The following is a 19,121-nucleotide window of genomic DNA, read 5'->3' on the forward strand; positions in this document are numbered from 1 at the left end:
AGGTTACCCACGTGTTACTCACCCGTCCGCCGCTAACATCCGGGAGCAAGCTCCCTTCTGTCCGCTCGACTTGCATGTATTAGGCACGCCGCCAGCGTTCGTCCTGAGCCAGGATCAAACTCTCCGAAAAAGTACAAAACCGAAGTTTTGTTTTTCGCCAGTTTGACTGACTACCTATGATGTTTCATAGGATTTTTTTATAAAAACTCGAATTAACAGGTACGTTTTGTCTTGTTTAGTTTTCAAAGATCATCTTCGCCGTTCTTAGCGGCTTTAATAATATAACATTTCGCTTCATCTTATGTCAACAACTTTTTTCAAGTTTATTTCCCGAAGCGTTTTGTGTTTGTCACTGTGTGTCAGCGACGATTAATAATATATCACGAAAATATTCTATCGGTCAACGCCTTTTCAAAACTTTTTTAAAAATAGTTTTATTGTGCATCTCAAACCCTTGTCCTGCATACAATCAAGTAACAATCTTGGACAAGGCAGGAGTGTTTGAATTGAGTCGACTATATGTGTTGCCTATTAAACGGCTGAAGCAAATTGTCATTATTCTTGTAGCAGCCCTTGCAGCTGCAACCTTTTTTTATGTACAAAAGGCACCGCCGCTGTCGGTATTTAAAACAGAACACGGACCCCGAGCCATTTATAAAGGCGAGACTTCCTCAAAACATGTCTCCCTCACTTTTAATATTGGCTGGGGAGATGAGAAGGCAGTCCCTATTTTAAATGTCCTTCGAGAGTACGATATAAAGAACGCTACTTTCTTTCTGTCTGCTTCTTGGGCCGAGCGTCATCCTGATATCGTCAAACAAATTAGAGAGGACGGTCACCAAATCGGCAGCCTTGGCTATGCTTATAAAAATTATAGCCAGCTTGAAGACAGTGAAATCAAGCGAGATCTTGTCCGGGCACAAAATTCATTTCAAAAGCTTGGACTAGATGACATTCAACTATTAAGACCGCCAACTGGGCAATTTAACGAAAAAGCATTGAAAATTGCCACACAGTACGGTTATACAGTTGTCCATTACAGCGTCAATTCACAGGATTGGCTGAATCCGGGCGTCGACCAGATTGTTCAGAATGTAAATGATCGAATGAAAAGCGGAGACATTGTTCTTCTGCACGCCTCAGATTCAGCAACCCAAACCGCTCAAGCCTTACCAGCTATTTTGAAACAAATCAAAGAAAAGAATTTAAAAAATGTGACGGTTGGCGAACTGATCTCCAATACCAAAACAAAGTCATCGGAAGTTAAGTAGCTTTCGCCTTTGAAAAACGCGGCATAGCTAATAACTGAAACGCATTACAGCCTAATAGCGGAAATAGCATTAAATACAGCCAGTCCTCTTCATTGACTCTGAGCGCCGGGAACCATTCTAACGACGTGATGACGACCATGAGAAACATTGCGGAAACAAATGTTTTCTTAGAGGACTGCTGCTGTTTAAAGTAAGCCACGATCAATGCGAACACACCGATAAAGACGGGCAGCCATAGGTATGGAAGAAATGATTCATTCTCCCCGAAAAACAAAAACCGCAAGTAAGCTAAATCAAACAGCACAAAGATCACTAGAAACAATTGAATGGTATTCCATAAAGAATGAGACCGGAATATCTCTAGCGCAAACCGGTGCACCGTCAAAAAGACAACAAACCCCATCTGGCTAATGACACTAAAAATCATCCCCACACCAATGAACCAAAACAATACAGATGCGATCTCTAGAATTTCAAACGATATAAAAAGCTTCTGATATTTCCCCCACTCCAGCGCAAAGCCTACTACGCTTGTAATGACCGCTCCAACAGCTAGCACAGAGAAGAAAAAACGAACTAAATCCCGACTTTTCATTGAATTGATCCAACCCCTATTTTTGTTATGTATAAATTTACGTGAAACATTCATATTAAAAGTAAGACATGTAACGAAAGGAGCCACAGTATGTCAAAAGGCATCTTGCGTATAATGAGCTGTTTTCTTCTTTTATCTCTAACAGCTTGTGCTCCCAAAACCCAATCCTCATCTAATATGGACTATGACGAAACAAAGAAAATGGTCGTCGATATATTGAAGACAGATGACGGTAAAAAGGCCATTCAACAGTTATTAAATGACGAGGCAATGAATGAAGCTTTGGTAATGGATGAACAAACTGTGAAAAAAACGATAGAGAAAACACTGACTTCTGATAAAGGCAAAGAGTTCTGGAAGAAGGTCTTTGAGGATTCTAAATTTGCCGAGACTTTCGCTAAATCCATGCAGCAACAGCATGAAAAGATGTTAAAACAGTTAATGAAGGACCCTGACTATCAACAGCTGATGATGGATATTCTCAAGGATCCTGAAATGGAAAAGAAATACGGTGAACTGGTGAAAAGCAAAGAGTTCAGAAAGCACTTAGAAAAAGTCATTACAGAAACATTAAGCAGTCCTCTTTATAAGAAGAAATTCGAAGATGAGCTCAAAAAAGCAGCATCTGAAAGCAGTGATTCCGGTTCAAAAGGCAGCGAAGAAAGCGGCAGTTAAATATCACCCGAGTGGAACTACATCCACTCGGGCTTTCATTATGCTTTTACTGCTAACTGTTCAATGACTTTATTCGCAATGTGTTGATACACTTCTCCTGTTGGATGGCTCGCATCATAGACGGATGGAGCAAAATCATCTTCATTCCAATCAGGCTGCCTTAGAGGAATTTGACCAAGGACCGATACTCGCAGCTCTTCCGCCAGCTTATCCCCGCCTCCTTTTCCAAAGACATATTCTTTCTCACCTGTTTTTTTGCTTTCATAATAGCTCATATTCTCAACGACACCCAGCACCTCGTGATCTGTTTGCAGTGCCATTGCGCCCGCTCTAGCAGCAACGAAAGCAGCTGTTGGATGCGGTGTTGTGACAATGATTTCTTTACAGCTTGGAAGCATTGTATGAATATCAAGCGCCACATCTCCCGTTCCAGGCGGAAGGTCTAATAGTAAGTAATCTAATTCTCCCCACTCGACTTCGTGGAAGAAGTTATTCAGCATTTTACCAAGCATCGGTCCTCTCCAAATGACCGGTGCATTTTCTTCAACAAAAAAGCCCATTGAAATCACTTTGACACCAAAGCGTTCCACAGGAATAATTTTTTCCCCTTTAACAGTTGGTCTGACGGTGATTCCCATCATATCCGGTACACTAAAGCCATAAATATCTGCATCAATCAGTCCGACTTTTTTCCCTAGACGAGCCAGTGCTACAGCAAGGTTAACAGACACGGTGGATTTACCAACGCCGCCCTTTCCACTCGCAATCGCTAAGAACTCAGGCGGATTTTTAGAGTTGAGCAAATTTTCTTCCTCATCTTGTGAAGGCATAAACCTTTCAAGTGTTTCCTGAGGCAATTCTTCAAAACGTAGCCCTACTGTGTTAGCGCCAGCTGCTTTCAGGGCTTGTACGATGTCTTGCTGCAGCTTCATCTGCTCAGCAGTACCCGTTTTGGCAATGGCCACCTTTAAGCTCACATGCTCTTTTTCAGGCTTTAGGCTAATTTCCTTGATGGCATCCAGCTCACCAAGCGGTATATGAAGGAAAGGTTCGTCCATCTTCCCAATTAATTTTCTCACATCGTCTTGTCCGATCATAGCAGAACCTCACCCTTTATTGAATTCGTTTACAATCCAAGTATATCATACATATCCTTACAATGTCTGTCCTGTTTGCTTGCGATCAAAAGGAAAAAGCCCCTTATTCAGGCGGCTCTTTTTGCTCTGTTAAATATCTGAGAATGCCTTTATAAATGGAGGCAGCAATTTGATCCTGATATTTAGGTGTTGCCAGCTGTCCTGCCTCTTTCGGGTTGGAGAGAAAGCCAATTTCCACAAGGGCTCCTGGCTTTGTGACATTTTGCATTAAATAAATGCCATTGATCCGTTTCGCCTTTCGATCTGTGTTTTCAAGATTCCTGCGTAATTCATCTTGGATGAACTTCGCTGCCTTTTCATTCTCTTCATACTTTCCGTAAAAAAACGTCTGCGCTCCGCTCCATTTGTTCGATGGGATCGCATTTAAATGAATACTTAAGTAGAAATCCGCTTCAGACTCATTAATGACTTTTACGCGGTTCCTCAAATCCTCCGCTTTCTTCCGGGCATATCCCTTTGTATTCTTTGATGATAAATCAGAATCATCCTCTCGGGTCATAAGAACAAGCGCTCCCTGCTCCTGTAAATAGTCACGTATCTTCATGGATACATCCAGTGCAATCTCTTTTTCAAGCAGCTCTCCTCCTACGGCCCCGCCATCTGGACCACCATGACCCGGATCTAGATAGATGATCTTCCCGCTTAGAGGCAAATTCCACGATTTCCACGAATCATCATTTAGAAATTGAAACCTGAATAAGAATAAGAGGACAATAAACCCGATTAAAAACCCTGTCCATTTCAGCTTTCTTTTCATCCCTGTCCCTCCCATACACCATTATTTTATAGATATGGGACAAGGGCTGGAAATATGCTTAGTGCAGCCGAAGCTTATGCCTTTTTTCTGATTCTCGAAAGCCTTCCTGCCACCACATGCTTAAAAAATCCCTCGCAAATGGATAAAAACATGACATCTCCCGCTCCATTCGGAACATATTTCCCCACGATTGCAAACACCCTGCCAGCTCTTCAATCAGCTCAGCTTCCTCCTGGGAGGACCGCTTCTTGATATCGTCGAACGATTCGCCGTATTTACTCGACTCACCGTATCTCCCGCCAGCTAAAAAAGCTTCAATGGCGAAATCGATGCAGCCATCACTCATAATACCCGCTGGATCATCTGCAAATGGAAACAGCTTCTTTGTGAATTTCTCGGAAGCGACCGTCACTTGTTGAAGAGACAATGTACGCAACAGCTTCTTTTCAAGCGTGACATCTCGTTTTGTTTTCAGTTGATAAAATGAAAGAACTTCTGCCATGGACTGAACTCCTTTTTTCTTTGTATTGTTCGTTGGTTTGAACAAAACATGCAGTTCAGTAAATGGAAATCAATGATCTATCGTAATGGAAAATTGTGATAAAATAAACACTTATATAGAAAGAATGGAAAAGGGGCAAAATCAATGAAGAAATGGATGTATATCCTGCTGCTATTAACAGTCGTCCTATCTGCATGCAGCAGTCAAGCTACCGAGCAGAAGAGCGACATGAAAGGAATAGAAGACATATCCTTAAAACAGCTTTCCAAGCATAAAAGCACGTATCTAGGTAACAACTCAGCCATTCGTGACATCTTATCAGAGCTTCCTGGAGGCATGATTCGAGAATTTGAAATCGTTGATGGGAAATCATTAGACGTCACGTACGGCGTAAAAGAAAATGCCGGCTACACAGAAGAACAATTTGACGCCTTCTGGTTTGATCAAAAGGACACGATTGAGAAAACGTATTTATACAACGCAATTGCACTTTTTATCCTTGTCGATAACGTAGAGCAAGTGACACTTAACATGAGCTCTAAAGACGAGCCATCCGTCACGTTTAAAAGACAACTGCTAGAAAAGAAGCTGCCTCACTCTTTTAAAGAGCACAAAGATGATGCAGTTCTTTGGCAAAAGGAGATTGTAGATGGAGTTGTGAAGTCAAAAGAAAAACGCCAAGATGTATACAAAGCGTTTCCCATGCAGAATTAATAAAACAGAGGGGTGTCTCCCTCTGTTTTTTTGATGATTATTTAGTAAAAGCTTGAATCAATCTTTGTCGGAAGTTTTGATCCACTGCTGCAGTAAGCATAAATTCATTGAATGCTCCCCCAATCCAATGAGAATTGTTAACTTTCGGATCATTGATAAAAAGAGAGATGGACATAGATGATGTATCTGTTTTTCGATATAAAGCAGCTGTGAAAACAAACAATGTTGAACCGCCTTTATACCAAATATATTGGTCTTTTTCCGTCTTCAATGTTTCTCCCAGTACGATTTGGCTAAAAAGACGCTTTTCTTCTTTTGTTAACAGCTCATCCTGCAGACGTTTCATAAAATGTGCATATTCATTGGTTGTAGACTTTGTCATCTTTTGCGTCAGTAATGATTGAATACGAAAGCTTAATAAGTTCTTTTTCGTCATTTTTTCTTCTAACGCCTTTTTATGCTCTGGGTCATTTTTCATGATATTGAAAATCTCATTCATCAAAGATTTGTATTGTTTATCGGATACACCACTCATTTGCTTGAATGCATCCCGCCGATGATCAGATACATAAGCGGACCACAATAGCATTGGCGTCAGCGGCATGAGTTCATCATGTTCTGTAAGACCTGCTTGTTTCATCCGATCATTGAGCTTTTCTAAGCCCAGCCGGTCAATCAAATAATCAGTACAAGCATTCGAACTGACTTGCATCATCCCTATGGCAACATCTAATAAAGTCGCATGCTCAGAAAAATCGTTGACCTCGAGCCAGTACGTGTGTGCACCACCGTCTGTTCTATCAATATAAAACCGCTCTATATCAGACAATGCCACTTTTTCATCTAGCTTGATGCCGCCGCTGGATACAGCTTTAACAAAATGAAATAAAACCACTAATTTCACCGTACTCGCAAGTGGTGTTTTTTGATCACCATTCCAATCTAACACCACGTCATCATTTTCAATGATTGTCACTGATACGTCCTTTTTGTTTTTTGCGACAAATGTCAAAAGATCTTCCTTCGTTTTCTTCATATCTCTTTTATACAGCAAGATTTGAACCACCACGTAAAGTATGGCTACACCAATAACAACGAGACCGATTTTGAGTAACATGTTTCTCCTTTCCAAATAACAGAGGATTTACATATTCAATATAACAAATATTTCAAATAAAGGCGCAAAAAAGCAGAGGTTCGCGAATCCCTCCACTTCTTGATGTTCTTATTGATGGGGCAGATGCAGTTTCATCCCATCATGCGTAGCTTCAAACCCTAATTTTTCATAAAAACGGTGTGCATCTGGTCTCTGTTTGTCTGTTGTTAGCTGAATCATATGACAGCCGCGGTCGCTTGCGTGTTGAATAGCCCTTTTTATCAACATCGTGCCAATTCCTTTTCCTCTATGAGTCGAGGCTGTACGAACTCCTTCTATTGAAGCTCTCCATCCTCCTTGATGTGTAAGAAATGGCGTCATGGTTAATTGAAGAACACCGACAGCTTCTTCCTGATCACACGCAACAATGAGTTCAATATTTGGATTAGCATCTATTGAATGAAAGGCTTCAATATAGCATTCTAATAATGGTTGCATGTAACGCTCTCTTTTTTGACCTAACATGTCATCCGCGAGCATGAAGACGATTTTGTCGAGATCATCCAGCTTGGCTTCTCTGAATGTCAGTTGACTGAATCCCATTGAACACACACCTCCTATGAAATTATTGACCAAAATACCATTGATGTGCGTTCTTATATAAGATGTGATCAGCAGCTTTTTCATCAAAAAGCTGTTGAATCAACTCAACATCACCGTATTCAAATGGACGCTTTGCCCTTGTAGATGGAAGGTCTGTACCAAACATCAGTGCATCAGGGTTCGTTTGATAAATAGACGTCAGCGCATGTTCGACGTTTAAATCAACACGTCCAAAACCTGTTGCTTTCACACGAACCCCTTTTTCAACCAGCTTTAGCAAATGCGGCAAGCCTTCTTCCGATAAGCCTAAATGGTCAATTGAAACGGCCGGCAGCTTTTCAAGCATAGATGAGATGTCAGGGAGATGCTTAGCGTCTATGTAGAGCTCACTATGCCAGCCTGCCAGCTCATACACCCTTCTCGCAAAATAATCGAGCTTCGAAATATCCTCCGAACCGCCCCGCTTCACATTAAAACGTAAAGCCTTCACCCCATGTTGATCCAAATGAACAATTTCATCATCAGTTGCCGTAAAAGGTAATTGAGTTACGCCGCAAAAAGCTGGGCCCAGTTCATCTAGCGCTTTCAACAAATAGCCTTGGTCAAAGCCTTGAAATGATCCTGACACGATTGTCCCACCTAAAATCCCAAAATCAGCCGTCTCTCTCCTATAATCATTCACCACATAACTATGCGGTGTATATCCTTGGTTTTCTTGAATGGGAAAATCAAAATCAATGATATGAAAATGTGCATCAAAGATCCTCATGCCCGCGCCCCTCTTCTGCTTATTTGATCTGATTATATCAATAGCGAAAGCGAAGGGATATTTGGAATGACGAATTACTTCATATCATGAAAACTTATCAAGTCTTCTTCATGAACCATTCATTTTGTAAAATGGCATAGTAAAACTCATCCCACCACTCGTTTCCTTGTGGTATACACTTTTTAAAATACCCTTCTCTTCTCATCCCCATTTTCTCCATCACTCTCCACGATGGCACATTTTCAGGCTGACAAGTGGCAATGATTCGATGTAAATTCATTGTGTGAAAGCCATAATTTAGTACAGCATAAGCCGCTTCTGATGCATAGCCTTTGTTTTGATATGCAGGATTGAAGACCCACCCAATTTCATATGTGTGCTCACCAAAGTACGGATGAAACGCGATATGCCCAATGCATGTATGATCTTCTTTTAATAGGACAGCGACATACTTAGCATTTTCATGACGATTATTTTTGATAAATTCCTTCGCATCTTCTTTAGAAAATACATCTTCCGGAATATACTTCATCACTGCCGGATCAGATGTATATGCATAAACATCCTGCCAATCATCATCAGTAAATGGTCGAATGAGACACCTTTCTGTCGTTAGATTCATAGGACAACCTCCATAAATAATCTTCTTTTAAACAGAAAACTTTCTATACTCATATTTTATACGTATCCAAAAGGAAGTGACCAGTCATTATTTATTAAATAAAAAGCACAAAAAAAAGCACCAGCAGGATGCTGATGCTTTTAATATATGGTTTGTCTGTAACAAACCTTTGTAAAACGTCCATACAATATAAAATTGATTAACGTTTTGAGAACTGAGGAGCTCTACGTGCGCCTTTAAGACCGTATTTCTTACGCTCTTTCATACGAGGGTCACGAGTAAGAAGTCCAGCACGTTTAAGTGATGTACGGTACTCAGGATCTACTTCTAGAAGAGCACGAGAGATACCGTGACGAATTGCTCCAGCTTGACCAGAGAATCCACCACCGTGAACAGTTACAAGAACATCGTAGCTGTTAGCTGTTTCTGTGATGTTCAAAGGCTGTTTCACGTCTTCGATTAAAGCAGCGAATGGAATGTATTCAGTAATTTCACGATTATTAACGACGATACGGCCTTCACCTGGAACTAAGCGAACGCGCGCTACAGAACTTTTACGACGACCTGTACCGTAATATTGAACCTGTGCCAAATTGTTAACCTCCCTTATAATTAACCGCGAAGTTCGTAAACTTCAGGTTGTTGTGCTTGATGTGGATGCTCAGAACCACGGTACACATTTAATTTTTTGAACATTTGACGGCCTAATGGACCCTTTGGAAGCATACCTTTGATAGCAAGCTCCAACATTTTTTCAGGGTAGTTTGTACGCATCTCAAGAGCAGTTCTTTGTTTCAAACCACCTGGGTGCATTGTGTGACGGTAGTAAATTTTGTCCGTCAATTTCTTACCTGTTAATTCGATTTTCTCAGCATTGATGATGATGACGTGATCACCTGTATCAACGTGTGGTGTATAAGTTGGTTTGTGCTTACCGCGCAAAAGTGATGCTACTTCAGTAGAAAGACGACCTAGAGTCTTGCCTGCCGCATCAACAACTAGCCATTTGCGCTCAATTGTGCTTGCGTTCGCCATTGGTGTTGTACGCATGAGTTTCCCTCCTAAATAAATCAATGATTTTTCCTTGAATCAAATGCTACGTTCTATTTCAAAACACAAGATAAGTCTTCCGGGGCTTATTTGTGGGGTTGAAATACATACCATATGATATCTTATAACTTTCTGCTTCCTGTGTCAAGAACATGTTACACCTGGTTTAGTTGTCATAGAAAACTTCCCATAAATACAGTCCGTGACTAGGCGCAGTCTTGCCTGCCGCTTCGCGATTTCGGGCGGCAAGCATGGCTTTTATCTCCTCAGGGTGAAATTTCCCAGATCCGATTTCAAGTAACGTTCCAGCGATAATTCGCACCATGTTGTATAAAAAGCCATTTCCTCTCACACGCATTTCAAGCCCGTCTGAGACGTTTTCCCACTCAAGGGTGTAAATATCCCTCACCTTGTCCTGAACCTCTGTATTGGCCGCACAAAAGCTTGTGAAATCATGTGTGCCAATGAGGTGCCCAGCGGCTTCTCTCATTTTGCCTGCATCCAGCCGGTAAGGAAAGTGGCAGGCATACTGTCTCGTGAACACATTTTGGTGCGTTTCCGTTGAGACCTTATAACGGTACTCCTTCGAAACGACACTAAAACGTGCATGAAACGACTCATCCACTTCCTCAGCCTTTAGAACCCGGATATCATCCGGCAGGAGACTGTTGAGGGCAAAAGGCCATCTCTCCATCGGGATCGAGAGCGGGGTATCAAAATGGATGACCTGCCCTTTCGCATGCACACCGCTGTCCGTGCGGCCAGAAGCCACGATCGGAATCAGTTCATCCTGTTTGTGCATTCTTGCAAGAGCCGACTCGATCTCCGTCTGAACAGTCCGCTGCCCAGGCTGCACCTGATAGCCTTTAAAATGTGTCCCATCGTAGGAGACGGTACATTTGACCTTCATCTAGGAATCACCTAATTTCTCAGAAGCACAAGGAGTGCTGTTAACAGGATGAATAGGAGCAGCGTGAACGTGTCTTTCATGCCCCAGACAAGCTGACGGTATTTCGTCCGCCCTTCTCCACCGCGGTAGCCTCTCGCTTCCATTGCTGTCGCCAGTTCCTCTGCACGCTTAAACGCACTGACGAAAAGCGGAACAAGCAAAGGAACAATTGCTTTCATGCGGTCCTTTAGAGGTCCGCTTGTAAAATCAACACCTCTTGCCATTTGTGCCTTCATGATTTTGTCCGTCTCTTCTAGTAAAGTTGGAATAAACCGAAGAGAGATGGACATCATGAGAGCAAGCTCGTGAACAGGCAGTTTGATTTTACGGAATGGATGAAGCAATTTTTCCATACCGTCTGTCACTTCTATAGGCGTTGTGGTTAACGTCAGAAGTGTCGTCATCATGATGAGATAGACAAAACGGAGTGAAATGAAAATCCCCTGCTTTAGACCTTCTTCATAAATATTTAAAAAACCAAAGTGAAATAGCAAGGCGCCATCCTTTGTCATGAAGATATGCAGAATAAAGGTAAACAGGACAATCCATAGGATCGGCTTCATTCCTTTGAGAATAAAGTATAGCGGCACCTGAGAAACCATCACCACAAGGAGGGTAAAGACACCTAAAAGTCCGTAAGTGATGTAATTATTAGCAAAAAAGACAATAAAGACAAAAAAGAAAATTGATAACAGCTTTGTCCTTGGATCAAGACGATGGACAAAGGATGAACCTGGCACATATTTGCCGATAATCATACTATCCATCATGATGTCGTGTCCTCCTGATAAAGAGCTGTTAAGGCTTCTGCCATTTCATCCATGGTCAGAAGCGGCCTTGGAAACGTAATGCCCAGCTTTTCTTCTACAGTCTGCTGGAATTTAATCGTTTCTGGGAGGTCGAGACCAAATGAAGACATGTCTGTACGATTGGCAAACAATTCTCTCGGCGTACCTGTCGCCTTCACTGTTCCTTTATGCATCACAATCATTTGATCCGCATAATGAGCGGCGTCCTCCATACTGTGTGTAACCAGAATCGTGGTGAGGTTTGCCTTTTGATGAAGTTCATAGAACATGTCCATGATTTCCTTCCGTCCGCGTGGATCTAACCCTGCAGTCGGTTCATCCAGCACAAGCACTTCTGGCTCCATCGCTAGAACACCTGCAATCGCCACACGTCTCATTTGACCGCCGCTTAGTTCAAAGGGAGATCGAGATAATAGAGATTCAGGAAGACCAACCAGCTTCAGCATTTCCTTTGCCTTCGCTTCTGCCTTCTCCTGAGGAACGCCAAAATTCATCGGACCAAAGCAGATATCCTTTAGGATCGTTTCTTCAAAGAGCTGATGCTCAGGAAACTGAAACACGATGCCTACTTTTTTCCGGAGGGATTTTAAATCCTTCTGCTTTTTATTGGCTTGTAAGACGGTATCTCCAAGCGCAATGCTCCCCTTCGTTGGTTTGAGCAATCCATTTAAGTGCTGCAGCAATGTGGACTTGCCTGAGCCTGTATGACCAATGACAGCGACATAGCTGCCCTCTTGGATGGAAGCATTGACATCATACAAAGCGAGACGCTCAAACGGCGTTTTCATTTGATAACGATGCTCTAGTTCTTTGATCGTAATGTCCATAGCTCTTTCACCAATCCTTCTTGTGTCAAATGGGCATTTGCAAGCGGCACACCTTGCTGCTTCAATTGTTTGCTCAACCGATAGGAGAATGGCAGATCAAGTCCAATCTGAACCAGCTGTTCATCTAGTTCAAATACTTCCTCTGGGGTTCCCTCAGCAAATTTTTTCCCGCCATTCATGACAATGACCCGGTCTGCCTTAGCGGCCTCGTCTAAATCATGTGTGATGGAAATGACTGTGACCGTTCCTTGTTCCTTCAATAGTCTCACAGTCTCTAACACTTCTTCACGGCCAATCGGATCAAGCATCGATGTTGCTTCATCCAAGATCATGATGTCAGGGCTTGCGGCAAGTACACCTGCAATGGCGACTCTCTGCTTTTGCCCGCCTGATAGATGGTGCGGCTCTTGATCAAGAAACTCCTGCATATTGACCTGTTTGACAGCCCAATCTACACGCTCTATCATCAATTCCCGCTCAACCCCGTTATTTTCTAAACCAAAAGCCACATCATCACGAACCGTTGAGCCAACGAATTGGTTATCTGGGTTTTGAAAGACCATTCCGATCTTTTTGCGAATATCCCAAACGCTCTCTTCTTTGAGCTCAATCTCTCCAACCTTGACCGTTCCAGCATCCGGTAAAATGAGCCCATTCAGTACACGGGCAAGTGTGGATTTACCTGAACCGTTATGACCAACAATGGCGAGCCATTCATTTTGATTCACATGCAATGACACTTGATCTAAAGCGGGCTTGTCCGCATCCTTGTGATAACGAAATACAATGTCCTTTACGTCAATTAATGTCTTCCCCATCTCTACCGGACCTCCTCTCAGCTCAATCTCTTCTTTGCTTATTGCTAAAAAGCCGTAGTATCTAAAAAAGGGCATAGATCCAGTTATGAACTGTCCCGCCCTTTCTTAGATACACGCTATGTGATTAAACTAATTCAATGACAGCCATTGGTGCGCCATCGCCGCGACGAGGTCCAAGCTTCATGATACGAGTGTATCCACCTTGGCGATCTTCGTAGCGAGTTGCAACGTCAGCGAATAATTTTTGAAGTGCATCTTGGTTTGTTTCAGCATTAGCTACTTCATTACGAATGTAAGCTGCAGCTTGACGGCGAGCATGAAGATCTCCGCGTTTGCCAAGAGTGATCATTTTTTCAACTACAGAGCGAAGTTCTTTCGCACGTGTTTCAGTTGTTTCGATGCGTTCGTTGATGATCAAATCAGTCGTTAGGTCACGAAGCATTGCTTTACGTTGTGCACTAGTGCGTCCTAGCTTTCTGTATGCCATGTGATGTCCCCTCCTTAGTTAGAGATGCTGTATGAATAAAAAACACACGAAAATCCTAGTTCACAATGAAACTAGTCAATCGTCTTTACGAAGACCCAGTCCAAGTTCTTCTAGTTTCGCTTTCACTTCTTCAAGAGATTTACGTCCAAGGTTACGAACTTTCATCATATCCTCTTCTGTCTTGTTAGCAAGCTCTTGAACAGTGTTAATACCCGCACGCTTCAAACAGTTGTAAGAACGAACAGAAAGATCAAGCTCTTCAATTGTCATTTCAAGCACTTTTTCTTTTTGGTCTTCTTCTTTCTCAACCATGATTTCAGCATGCTGAGCTTCGTCAGTTAACCCAACGAAAATATTCAGGTGTTCAGTTAAAATCTTAGAACCTAGAGCGATCGCTTCTTTCGGTCCTGTGCTTCCATCAGTCCATACATCTAGTGTTAATTTATCATAGTTTGTGATTTGCCCAACACGGGTGTTCTCCACTTGATAAGTCACACGAGATACAGGTGTATAGATTGAGTCGATCGGAATCACACCGATTGGCTGATCGTCTCTTTTGTTTGCATCAGCAGGATTATACCCGCGACCTCTTTGTGCAGTTAAGCGAACACGGAAGCTCGCATTCTTGCCAAGAGTTGCGATGTGGAGATCTGGATTTAAGATTTCAATATCGCTGTCGTGTGTAATATCAGCAGCTGTTACAGTACCTTCATCTTGTACATCAATTTCAAGCGTCTTCTCTTCTTCAGAGTAGATTTTGAGTGCAAGCTTTTTAATGTTTAAGATAATCGTTGTAACATCTTCAACCACGCCTTCGATCGTTGAGAATTCGTGTAAGACACCATCTATCTGGATCGATGTTACAGCTGCACCAGGAAGTGAGGATAAAAGGATACGACGAAGGGAGTTCCCTAAAGTGGTACCATATCCACGCTCAAGTGGCTCTACGACAAACTTGCCATACTTGGCATCGTCGCTGATTTCAACCGTTTCGATTTTTGGTTTTTCAATTTCGATCATCTAATAAAACCCTCCTTCAAAACGTCGAAACCTCGAATAGAATCATATGAGATTCCATCCGAAATTCCTCATTGTTTAGTCCCGTATGTGCTCAGGCAACGAGTCGTGTATTCGTCTCATAAATAACTGTATCATAACCCATTATTGACAGGGACACAAAATCTATACAAACAAATTACACGCGGCGACGTTTTGGTGGACGGCATCCGTTATGAGGAACTGGAGTTACGTCTCTGATTGCAGTAACTTCAAGACCTGCAGCTTGAAGCGCACGAATTGCAGCTTCACGACCAGAACCAGGACCTTTAACAGTTACTTCAAGTGTTTTAAGACCATGTTCGATAGAACCTTTAGCAGCAGTTTCAGCAGCCATTTGTGCAGCGAAAGGAGTAGATTTACGAGAACCTCTGAATCCTAATGCACCAGCACTTGACCAAGAAATTGCGTTTCCATGAACATCAGTAATCGTTACAATCGTGTTGTTGAAAGTGGAACGGATATGAGCGATTCCAGCTTCAATATTCTTTTTCACGCGACGTTTACGCGTATTTGATTTACGAGCAGCAGCCATTCTTTAACTACCTCCTTTACTTATTTTTTCTTGTTAGCTACAGTACGACGCGGACCTTTACGAGTACGCGCGTTGTTTTTTGTGTTTTGTCCACGAACAGGAAGTCCTCTACGATGACGGATTCCGCGGTAGCTTCCGATTTCAATTAGACGCTTAATGTTAAGTGAAACTTCACGACGAAGGTCACCTTCTACTTTAAGTTTGTCAATGATATCACGGATTTTACCAAGTTCGTCTTCAGTTAGATCGCGAACGCGAGTGTCTTCAGAAACACCTGCTTCTTTAAGGACTTGTTGCGCAGTCGTACGACCAATTCCAAAAACATATGTTAAAGAAATGACAACACGTTTATCACGTGGAATATCTACACCAGCAATACGAGCCATGATTTGGGCACCTCCTTGTTATTAGCCTTGTTTTTGTTTATGTTTTGGGTTTTCACAGATCACCATTACTTTTCCTTTTCTGCGAATCACTTTACATTTTTCACAGATAGGTTTAACAGATGGTCTCACTTTCATGTGTTTCCAACCTCCTTCTTCCGGAGTTGCTTTATTTGTAACGGTACGTAATTCTACCACGAGTTAAGTCATATGGAGATAATTCTACCGTAACTTTGTCTCCAGGTAAAATGCGAATGAAGTGCATACGGATTTTTCCTGATACATGAGCCAAAACTGTATGACCATTCTCTAGTTCAACTTTGAACATTGCATTTGGCAAAGTTTCTGCTACAGTACCTTCCACTTCAATTACATCGTCTTTCGCCATTCAAGTGTTCTCCCTTCTTCAAATCAGTAACTTGCTCTCTGACAAATGTCCAAATGAGTTCATCTCAATTGTCCATCTATCACCCGACCTGTTTTGAATATACTGTTCTGAACTTCCGGAGATACGCAACCATAAAAGGTTATATGATTGATATTTTTTCTTAGGAGAATGAAATTAACGCTTTTCTCCGTCTGCGATTAGTACATGGCAGCCACCGAACATGCCGATGACACCTGTATACTGATCTTGTTCTTTCCTTTGGACTATACAGACAACCTGCCCGATTTGGGCCTGAAAGGCTTCAGTGAAGACCTAAATCTTAGTCAGTATATCAAAACCTGTATCTGTAATCGCAATCGTATGCTCAAAGTGAGCACACTTTTTCCCATCAACCGTTACAACCGTCCAGTTATCAGCCAATGTTTTCACATATCGGCTGCCTGCGTTCACCATCGGTTCGATGGCCAACACCATTCCAGGTTTTAGCCGCGGGCCTTTGTTGGGCGGACCATAATGAGGAATTTGAGGGTCCTCATGAAGATCCTGTCCGACCCCATGTCCAACATATTCTCTAACAACTGAGAAATTCTCGTTTTCTACATACGTTTGTATGGCATGGGAAATGTTCGACAGACGTTCGCCTGGCTTTGCTTCCTGTAAGCCTTTATATAGAGATTCCTCTGTGACTTCCAGTAGTTTGCGGTCTTCATCACTGATTACCCCAACTGGATAAGTCCAAGCAGAGTCACCATGATAGCCATTTAACTTTGCACCAATATCGATACTAATGATGTCGCCATCACGTAAAACCCGTTTACCAGGAATACCGTGAACGAGTTCTTCATTCACCGAAACGCAAATGCTCCCGCGAAAACCATTATACCCTTTAAAAGATGGGATTGCACCCTGCTTTGTAATAAAACGTTCGGCAATTTGATCCAATTCTTTTGTCGAAATACCTGGTTTTATGTGTTTCTTCAGCTCTTCATGAGTCAGTGCGACAATGCGTCCAGCTTCTCTCATAATCTCAAGCTCGCGAGGAGTTTTACAGATAATCATTTATTTAATCCCCCAAGCAGGTTCTTGATATCTGCATATACATCGTTAATGTGCTTCGCACCATCAATGTTTGCAAGATACCCTTTTTCTGAATAGAAGTTCAGTAAAGGTTCAGTCTGCTTTAAGTTTACTTCAAGTCTAGTCGAAACGGTTTCTGCATTATCATCTGCACGTTGATAAAGCTCGCCTCCACACTTATCGCAAACATTTTCTTTCGCAGGTGGATTGAATACTAAATGATATGTCGCTCCGCAATTTTTGCAAATTCTTCGGCCAGTCAGACGCTCCATCAAAGCATCTTTATCGACTTTAATATTAATGACATAATCAATCGTTCTGCCAAGGTCCTTTAGAATGTTTTCTAAAGCTTCAGCCTGAGCGACTGTTCGCGGAAATCCGTCCAGAAGAAAACCTTGTTCACAATCATTTTTGCCAAGTCTTTCTCTAACAATACCGATTGTGACCTCATCAGGAACAAGCTCTCCTTTATCGATAAAGGATTTTGCTTCGAGCCCAAGTTGTGTCTCCTCTTTCATAGCAGCGCGGAACATATCTCCTGTTGAGATATGAGGGATCCCATAATCATCAACAATTCGTTCTGCCTGAGTGCCTTTACCAGCACCCGGAAGCCCCATTAAGACTAAGTTCATTTCGGATTTCCCCTTCCTTACTTAGAGAGGTTGGGCAGGAGCCCAGCCCTCTGTTTTATTTCATAAATCCACGGTAGTTTCGTTTCACTAATTGGCTTTCAAGCTGTTTCATTGTTTCAAGTGCAACACCTACAACAATGAGAAGACTTGTGCCGCCAATTTGTGCAGCGGAAGGTAATCCAGCGAATTGAATGAAAAAGATAGGAAGTATTGAAATCACGGCTAAGAAAATGGCGCCCACAAACGTGAGTCGGTACAAAATGCTCGTAATTCTATCTTGAGTCATTTTCCCTGGACGAACTCCCGGGATATAGCCACCCTGCTTTTGCAGATTTTCAGCCATTTGTTCAGGATTCACTTGGACAAAGGCATAAAAATATGTGAAAGCAACAATCAGTGCTACATAAATCGTCATACCGATTGGCTTAGTATAGTCAAAGTTGTTGGTTATCCAAGTTGTCACATTATTGGTTCCGAAGAACGATGCAACCGTCTGCGGAGTAATAATGAAAGAAACGGCAAAGATGACTGGAATCACCCCTGCTGGATTCACTTTCAATGGAAGGTGCGTTGCTTGACTAGCAGACATTTGTGCACGGCCAGTTCCTTTTGAATATTGAATCGCAATCTTTCTCACTGCCATTTGAATGTAAATAACACCGATAACAATGACAAGGATAGCAATAACAATAAGGGCTATTTTCAGGATTTGCATGAACAGCTGTCCATCTCCACCCACAAATTGCTGAGCGTACACTTGTTTTAATGTTTGAGGGATACCTGCGATGATACCGGCAAAGATAATAATCGAAATACCGTTACCAACACCGTGAGCAGTAATCTGCTCTCCTAGCCACATTAAAAATGCTGTTCCCGCAGTGAGTACGACCGCAATTAAGAGGTACGTTGAAACACCTGGGTTTTCAATCAGCATGCCTCCTGCCATATTGTTGAATCCATATGACATTCCTAACGCCTGGATAAAACCTAGAACAATTGTAAAATACCTTGTGAATTGTGCTAATTTTCGGCGGCCAACCTCTCCTTGCTTTGACCACTCAGTGAACTTCGGAACAACATCCATCTGCAAGAGCTGAATGATGATCGAAGCAGTGATATACGGCATAATCCCCATTGCAAGAATGGAGAATTGGAAAAGTGCCCCGCCCCCAAACGTGTTGAGGATCCCGAAAACACTCATTTGATCCTGTGCCTGGAGAACTTCGGCGTTCACATTAGGCACAGGGATGAAAGCACCTATACGAAAGACGATTAACATTAAAAGAGTGAATATAATCTTATTCCGTATATCTTTCACGCGCATAAAATTGGAGATTGTCTTAAACAAG

Annotated in this window: 26 protein-coding genes, 1 rRNA gene and 1 pseudogene; 3 read left to right on the forward strand and 25 right to left on the reverse strand. The window is 42.2% G+C overall.

The genetic code is table 11. The annotated features are described in order from the left end of the window. Positions 1-130 (reverse strand): 16S ribosomal RNA (locus C6348_RS17890); the annotation flags it as partial. A gap of 376 nt (positions 131-506) precedes the next feature. On the opposite strand from C6348_RS17890, the gene pdaB reads away from it, so the two are divergent. After that, positions 507-1,271: a polysaccharide deacetylase family sporulation protein PdaB gene (pdaB, locus tag C6348_RS17895; protein WP_034665559.1), complete on the forward strand. Its 765-nt coding sequence runs from the start codon at positions 507-509 to the stop codon at positions 1,269-1,271. On the opposite strand, the gene kbaA is transcribed toward pdaB, so the two are convergent. Continuing rightward, positions 1,264-1,866 (reverse strand): KinB-signaling pathway activation protein, encoded by a 603-nt coding sequence (gene kbaA / locus C6348_RS17900; RefSeq protein WP_003217204.1) that lies wholly within the window; start codon positions 1,864-1,866, stop codon positions 1,264-1,266. The two genes, pdaB and kbaA, sit on opposite strands and share 8 nt — an antisense overlap. 90 nt (positions 1,867-1,956) lie before the next feature. On the opposite strand from kbaA, the gene gerD reads away from it, so the two are divergent. Further along, a complete protein-coding gene (gene gerD, locus C6348_RS17905) occupies positions 1,957-2,541 on the forward strand; it encodes a spore germination lipoprotein GerD (protein ID WP_003217144.1) in 585 nt (194 codons plus the stop codon). Positions 2,542-2,579: 38 nt separating this feature from the next. Here the strand turns inward: gerD and C6348_RS17910 are convergent, their stop codons facing one another. The 3 genes from C6348_RS17910 to C6348_RS17920 form a co-directional block, all read right to left on the reverse strand. Beyond that, positions 2,580-3,638, reverse strand: coding sequence for an Mrp/NBP35 family ATP-binding protein (locus tag C6348_RS17910; RefSeq protein WP_106031895.1), 1,059 nt, complete (start codon positions 3,636-3,638; stop codon positions 2,580-2,582). A gap of 103 nt (positions 3,639-3,741) precedes the next feature. Continuing rightward, positions 3,742-4,455 (reverse strand): N-acetylmuramoyl-L-alanine amidase CwlD, encoded by a 714-nt coding sequence (gene cwlD / locus C6348_RS17915; protein ID WP_034665571.1) that lies wholly within the window; start codon positions 4,453-4,455, stop codon positions 3,742-3,744. A gap of 58 nt (positions 4,456-4,513) precedes the next feature. Continuing rightward, complete coding sequence (locus tag C6348_RS17920; RefSeq protein ID WP_034665574.1) at positions 4,514-4,957, reverse strand: DUF2521 family protein; 444 nt, start codon at positions 4,955-4,957, stop codon at positions 4,514-4,516. Between the two features lie 144 nt (positions 4,958-5,101). On the opposite strand from C6348_RS17920, the gene C6348_RS17925 reads away from it, so the two are divergent. Next, the gene (locus C6348_RS17925) at positions 5,102-5,671 is read left to right on the forward strand and encodes a DUF4825 domain-containing protein (protein ID WP_106043916.1); all 570 of its coding nucleotides are present in this window, start codon (positions 5,102-5,104) and stop codon (positions 5,669-5,671) included. 37 nt (positions 5,672-5,708) lie between these two features. Here C6348_RS17925 and C6348_RS17930 read toward each other — a convergent pair whose 3' ends face one another. From C6348_RS17930 to secY, 20 genes and pseudogenes are all read right to left on the reverse strand, one after another. Further along, positions 5,709-6,788, reverse strand: a complete 1,080-nt coding sequence (locus C6348_RS17930) for a serine hydrolase (protein ID WP_106043917.1) — start codon at positions 6,786-6,788, stop codon at positions 5,709-5,711. 108 nt (positions 6,789-6,896) lie between these two features. Further along, a complete protein-coding gene (locus C6348_RS17935) occupies positions 6,897-7,370 on the reverse strand; it encodes a GNAT family N-acetyltransferase (RefSeq protein ID WP_106043918.1) in 474 nt (157 codons plus the stop codon). Between the two features lie 22 nt (positions 7,371-7,392). Further along, the gene (locus C6348_RS17940) at positions 7,393-8,139 is read right to left on the reverse strand and encodes an amidohydrolase family protein (RefSeq protein WP_106043919.1); all 747 of its coding nucleotides are present in this window, start codon (positions 8,137-8,139) and stop codon (positions 7,393-7,395) included. 97 nt (positions 8,140-8,236) lie between these two features. Continuing rightward, positions 8,237-8,761: a GNAT family N-acetyltransferase gene (locus C6348_RS17945; RefSeq protein ID WP_106043920.1), complete on the reverse strand. Its 525-nt coding sequence runs from the start codon at positions 8,759-8,761 to the stop codon at positions 8,237-8,239. A 199-nt stretch (positions 8,762-8,960) separates the two neighbouring features. Next, a complete protein-coding gene (gene rpsI / locus C6348_RS17950) occupies positions 8,961-9,353 on the reverse strand; it encodes a 30S ribosomal protein S9 (RefSeq protein ID WP_003217273.1) in 393 nt (130 codons plus the stop codon). A gap of 20 nt (positions 9,354-9,373) precedes the next feature. Beyond that, a complete protein-coding gene (rplM, locus tag C6348_RS17955; RefSeq protein WP_003217042.1) occupies positions 9,374-9,811 on the reverse strand; it encodes a 50S ribosomal protein L13 in 438 nt (145 codons plus the stop codon). A gap of 166 nt (positions 9,812-9,977) precedes the next feature. Further along, positions 9,978-10,721, reverse strand: coding sequence for a tRNA pseudouridine(38-40) synthase TruA (truA, locus tag C6348_RS17960; protein WP_106043921.1), 744 nt, complete (start codon positions 10,719-10,721; stop codon positions 9,978-9,980). A gap of 11 nt (positions 10,722-10,732) precedes the next feature. Continuing rightward, positions 10,733-11,530, reverse strand: a complete 798-nt coding sequence (locus C6348_RS17965) for an energy-coupling factor transporter transmembrane component T family protein (RefSeq protein ID WP_044139647.1) — start codon at positions 11,528-11,530, stop codon at positions 10,733-10,735. Further along, complete coding sequence (locus tag C6348_RS17970) at positions 11,527-12,396, reverse strand: energy-coupling factor ABC transporter ATP-binding protein (RefSeq protein ID WP_044139648.1); 870 nt, start codon at positions 12,394-12,396, stop codon at positions 11,527-11,529. The genes C6348_RS17965 and C6348_RS17970 overlap by 4 nt, the downstream gene beginning before the upstream one ends. Then, entirely contained in the window at positions 12,372-13,214 is an 843-nt protein-coding gene (locus C6348_RS17975) for an energy-coupling factor ABC transporter ATP-binding protein (protein WP_106043922.1), read from the reverse strand. Before C6348_RS17975 ends, C6348_RS17970 begins: the two co-directional genes overlap by 25 nt. A gap of 124 nt (positions 13,215-13,338) precedes the next feature. Beyond that, positions 13,339-13,701 (reverse strand): 50S ribosomal protein L17, encoded by a 363-nt coding sequence (gene rplQ, locus C6348_RS17980; RefSeq protein WP_003216944.1) that lies wholly within the window; start codon positions 13,699-13,701, stop codon positions 13,339-13,341. Between the two features lie 75 nt (positions 13,702-13,776). Beyond that, positions 13,777-14,721, reverse strand: a complete 945-nt coding sequence (locus C6348_RS17985; protein ID WP_003217009.1) for a DNA-directed RNA polymerase subunit alpha — start codon at positions 14,719-14,721, stop codon at positions 13,777-13,779. 175 nt (positions 14,722-14,896) lie between these two features. After that, positions 14,897-15,292, reverse strand: a complete 396-nt coding sequence (gene rpsK / locus C6348_RS17990) for a 30S ribosomal protein S11 (protein WP_008356548.1) — start codon at positions 15,290-15,292, stop codon at positions 14,897-14,899. A 20-nt stretch (positions 15,293-15,312) separates the two neighbouring features. Next, a complete protein-coding gene (gene rpsM, locus C6348_RS17995; protein ID WP_003217023.1) occupies positions 15,313-15,678 on the reverse strand; it encodes a 30S ribosomal protein S13 in 366 nt (121 codons plus the stop codon). A gap of 21 nt (positions 15,679-15,699) precedes the next feature. Continuing rightward, the gene (gene rpmJ / locus C6348_RS18000) at positions 15,700-15,813 is read right to left on the reverse strand and encodes a 50S ribosomal protein L36 (RefSeq protein WP_003156543.1); all 114 of its coding nucleotides are present in this window, start codon (positions 15,811-15,813) and stop codon (positions 15,700-15,702) included. Between the two features lie 31 nt (positions 15,814-15,844). Next, positions 15,845-16,063, reverse strand: a complete 219-nt coding sequence (gene infA, locus C6348_RS18005) for a translation initiation factor IF-1 (protein ID WP_003217190.1) — start codon at positions 16,061-16,063, stop codon at positions 15,845-15,847. Beyond that, a pseudogene (locus C6348_RS19130) lies at positions 16,041-16,348 on the reverse strand (KOW domain-containing RNA-binding protein). The gene infA and the pseudogene C6348_RS19130 overlap by 23 nt, the downstream one beginning before the upstream one ends. 27 nt (positions 16,349-16,375) lie before the next feature. After that, positions 16,376-17,122: a type I methionyl aminopeptidase gene (map, locus tag C6348_RS18015; RefSeq protein ID WP_003217210.1), complete on the reverse strand. Its 747-nt coding sequence runs from the start codon at positions 17,120-17,122 to the stop codon at positions 16,376-16,378. Continuing rightward, the gene (locus tag C6348_RS18020; protein WP_106043923.1) at positions 17,119-17,772 is read right to left on the reverse strand and encodes an adenylate kinase; all 654 of its coding nucleotides are present in this window, start codon (positions 17,770-17,772) and stop codon (positions 17,119-17,121) included. The genes map and C6348_RS18020 overlap by 4 nt, the downstream gene beginning before the upstream one ends. A gap of 55 nt (positions 17,773-17,827) precedes the next feature. Next, positions 17,828-19,120, reverse strand: a complete 1,293-nt coding sequence (gene secY / locus C6348_RS18025) for a preprotein translocase subunit SecY (RefSeq protein WP_012008710.1) — start codon at positions 19,118-19,120, stop codon at positions 17,828-17,830. Position 19,121: the final 1 nt, after the last annotated feature.

The sequence above is a fragment of the Bacillus sp. YBWC18 genome, assembly GCF_002998775.1.
In the GTDB taxonomy this organism is placed as follows: domain Bacteria; phylum Bacillota; class Bacilli; order Bacillales; family Bacillaceae; genus Bacillus.

Coding starts and splice junctions, on each gene's coding strand:
- C6348_RS17940 (WP_106043919.1), bottom strand. CDS start 8,139: ATGAGGATCTTTGATGCACATTTTCATATCATTGATTTTGATTTTCCC.
- C6348_RS18020 (WP_106043923.1), bottom strand. CDS start 17,772: ATGAACTTAGTCTTAATGGGGCTTCCGGGTGCTGGTAAAGGCACTCAG.
- C6348_RS17920 (WP_034665574.1), bottom strand. CDS start 4,957: ATGGCAGAAGTTCTTTCATTTTATCAACTGAAAACAAAACGAGATGTC.
- C6348_RS17930 (WP_106043917.1), bottom strand. CDS start 6,788: ATGTTACTCAAAATCGGTCTCGTTGTTATTGGTGTAGCCATACTTTAC.
- rpmJ (WP_003156543.1), bottom strand. CDS start 15,813: ATGAAAGTGAGACCATCTGTTAAACCTATCTGTGAAAAATGTAAAGTG.
- C6348_RS17925 (WP_106043916.1), top strand. CDS start 5,102: ATGAAGAAATGGATGTATATCCTGCTGCTATTAACAGTCGTCCTATCT.
- C6348_RS17935 (WP_106043918.1), bottom strand. CDS start 7,370: ATGGGATTCAGTCAACTGACATTCAGAGAAGCCAAGCTGGATGATCTC.
- infA (WP_003217190.1), bottom strand. CDS start 16,063: ATGGCGAAAGACGATGTAATTGAAGTGGAAGGTACTGTAGCAGAAACT.
- rplM (WP_003217042.1), bottom strand. CDS start 9,811: ATGCGTACAACACCAATGGCGAACGCAAGCACAATTGAGCGCAAATGG.
- cwlD (WP_034665571.1), bottom strand. CDS start 4,455: ATGAAAAGAAAGCTGAAATGGACAGGGTTTTTAATCGGGTTTATTGTC.
- C6348_RS17945 (WP_106043920.1), bottom strand. CDS start 8,761: ATGAATCTAACGACAGAAAGGTGTCTCATTCGACCATTTACTGATGAT.
- C6348_RS17965 (WP_044139647.1), bottom strand. CDS start 11,530: ATGATGGATAGTATGATTATCGGCAAATATGTGCCAGGTTCATCCTTT.
- rplQ (WP_003216944.1), bottom strand. CDS start 13,701: ATGGCATACAGAAAGCTAGGACGCACTAGTGCACAACGTAAAGCAATG.
- C6348_RS17975 (WP_106043922.1), bottom strand. CDS start 13,214: ATGGGGAAGACATTAATTGACGTAAAGGACATTGTATTTCGTTATCAC.
- rpsM (WP_003217023.1), bottom strand. CDS start 15,678: ATGGCTCGTATTGCTGGTGTAGATATTCCACGTGATAAACGTGTTGTC.
- C6348_RS17985 (WP_003217009.1), bottom strand. CDS start 14,721: ATGATCGAAATTGAAAAACCAAAAATCGAAACGGTTGAAATCAGCGAC.
- C6348_RS17910 (WP_106031895.1), bottom strand. CDS start 3,638: ATGATCGGACAAGACGATGTGAGAAAATTAATTGGGAAGATGGACGAA.
- kbaA (WP_003217204.1), bottom strand. CDS start 1,866: ATGAAAAGTCGGGATTTAGTTCGTTTTTTCTTCTCTGTGCTAGCTGTT.
- C6348_RS17970 (WP_044139648.1), bottom strand. CDS start 12,396: ATGGACATTACGATCAAAGAACTAGAGCATCGTTATCAAATGAAAACG.
- gerD (WP_003217144.1), top strand. CDS start 1,957: ATGTCAAAAGGCATCTTGCGTATAATGAGCTGTTTTCTTCTTTTATCT.
- truA (WP_106043921.1), bottom strand. CDS start 10,721: ATGAAGGTCAAATGTACCGTCTCCTACGATGGGACACATTTTAAAGGC.
- map (WP_003217210.1), bottom strand. CDS start 17,122: ATGATTATCTGTAAAACTCCTCGCGAGCTTGAGATTATGAGAGAAGCT.
- rpsK (WP_008356548.1), bottom strand. CDS start 15,292: ATGGCTGCTGCTCGTAAATCAAATACGCGTAAACGTCGCGTGAAAAAG.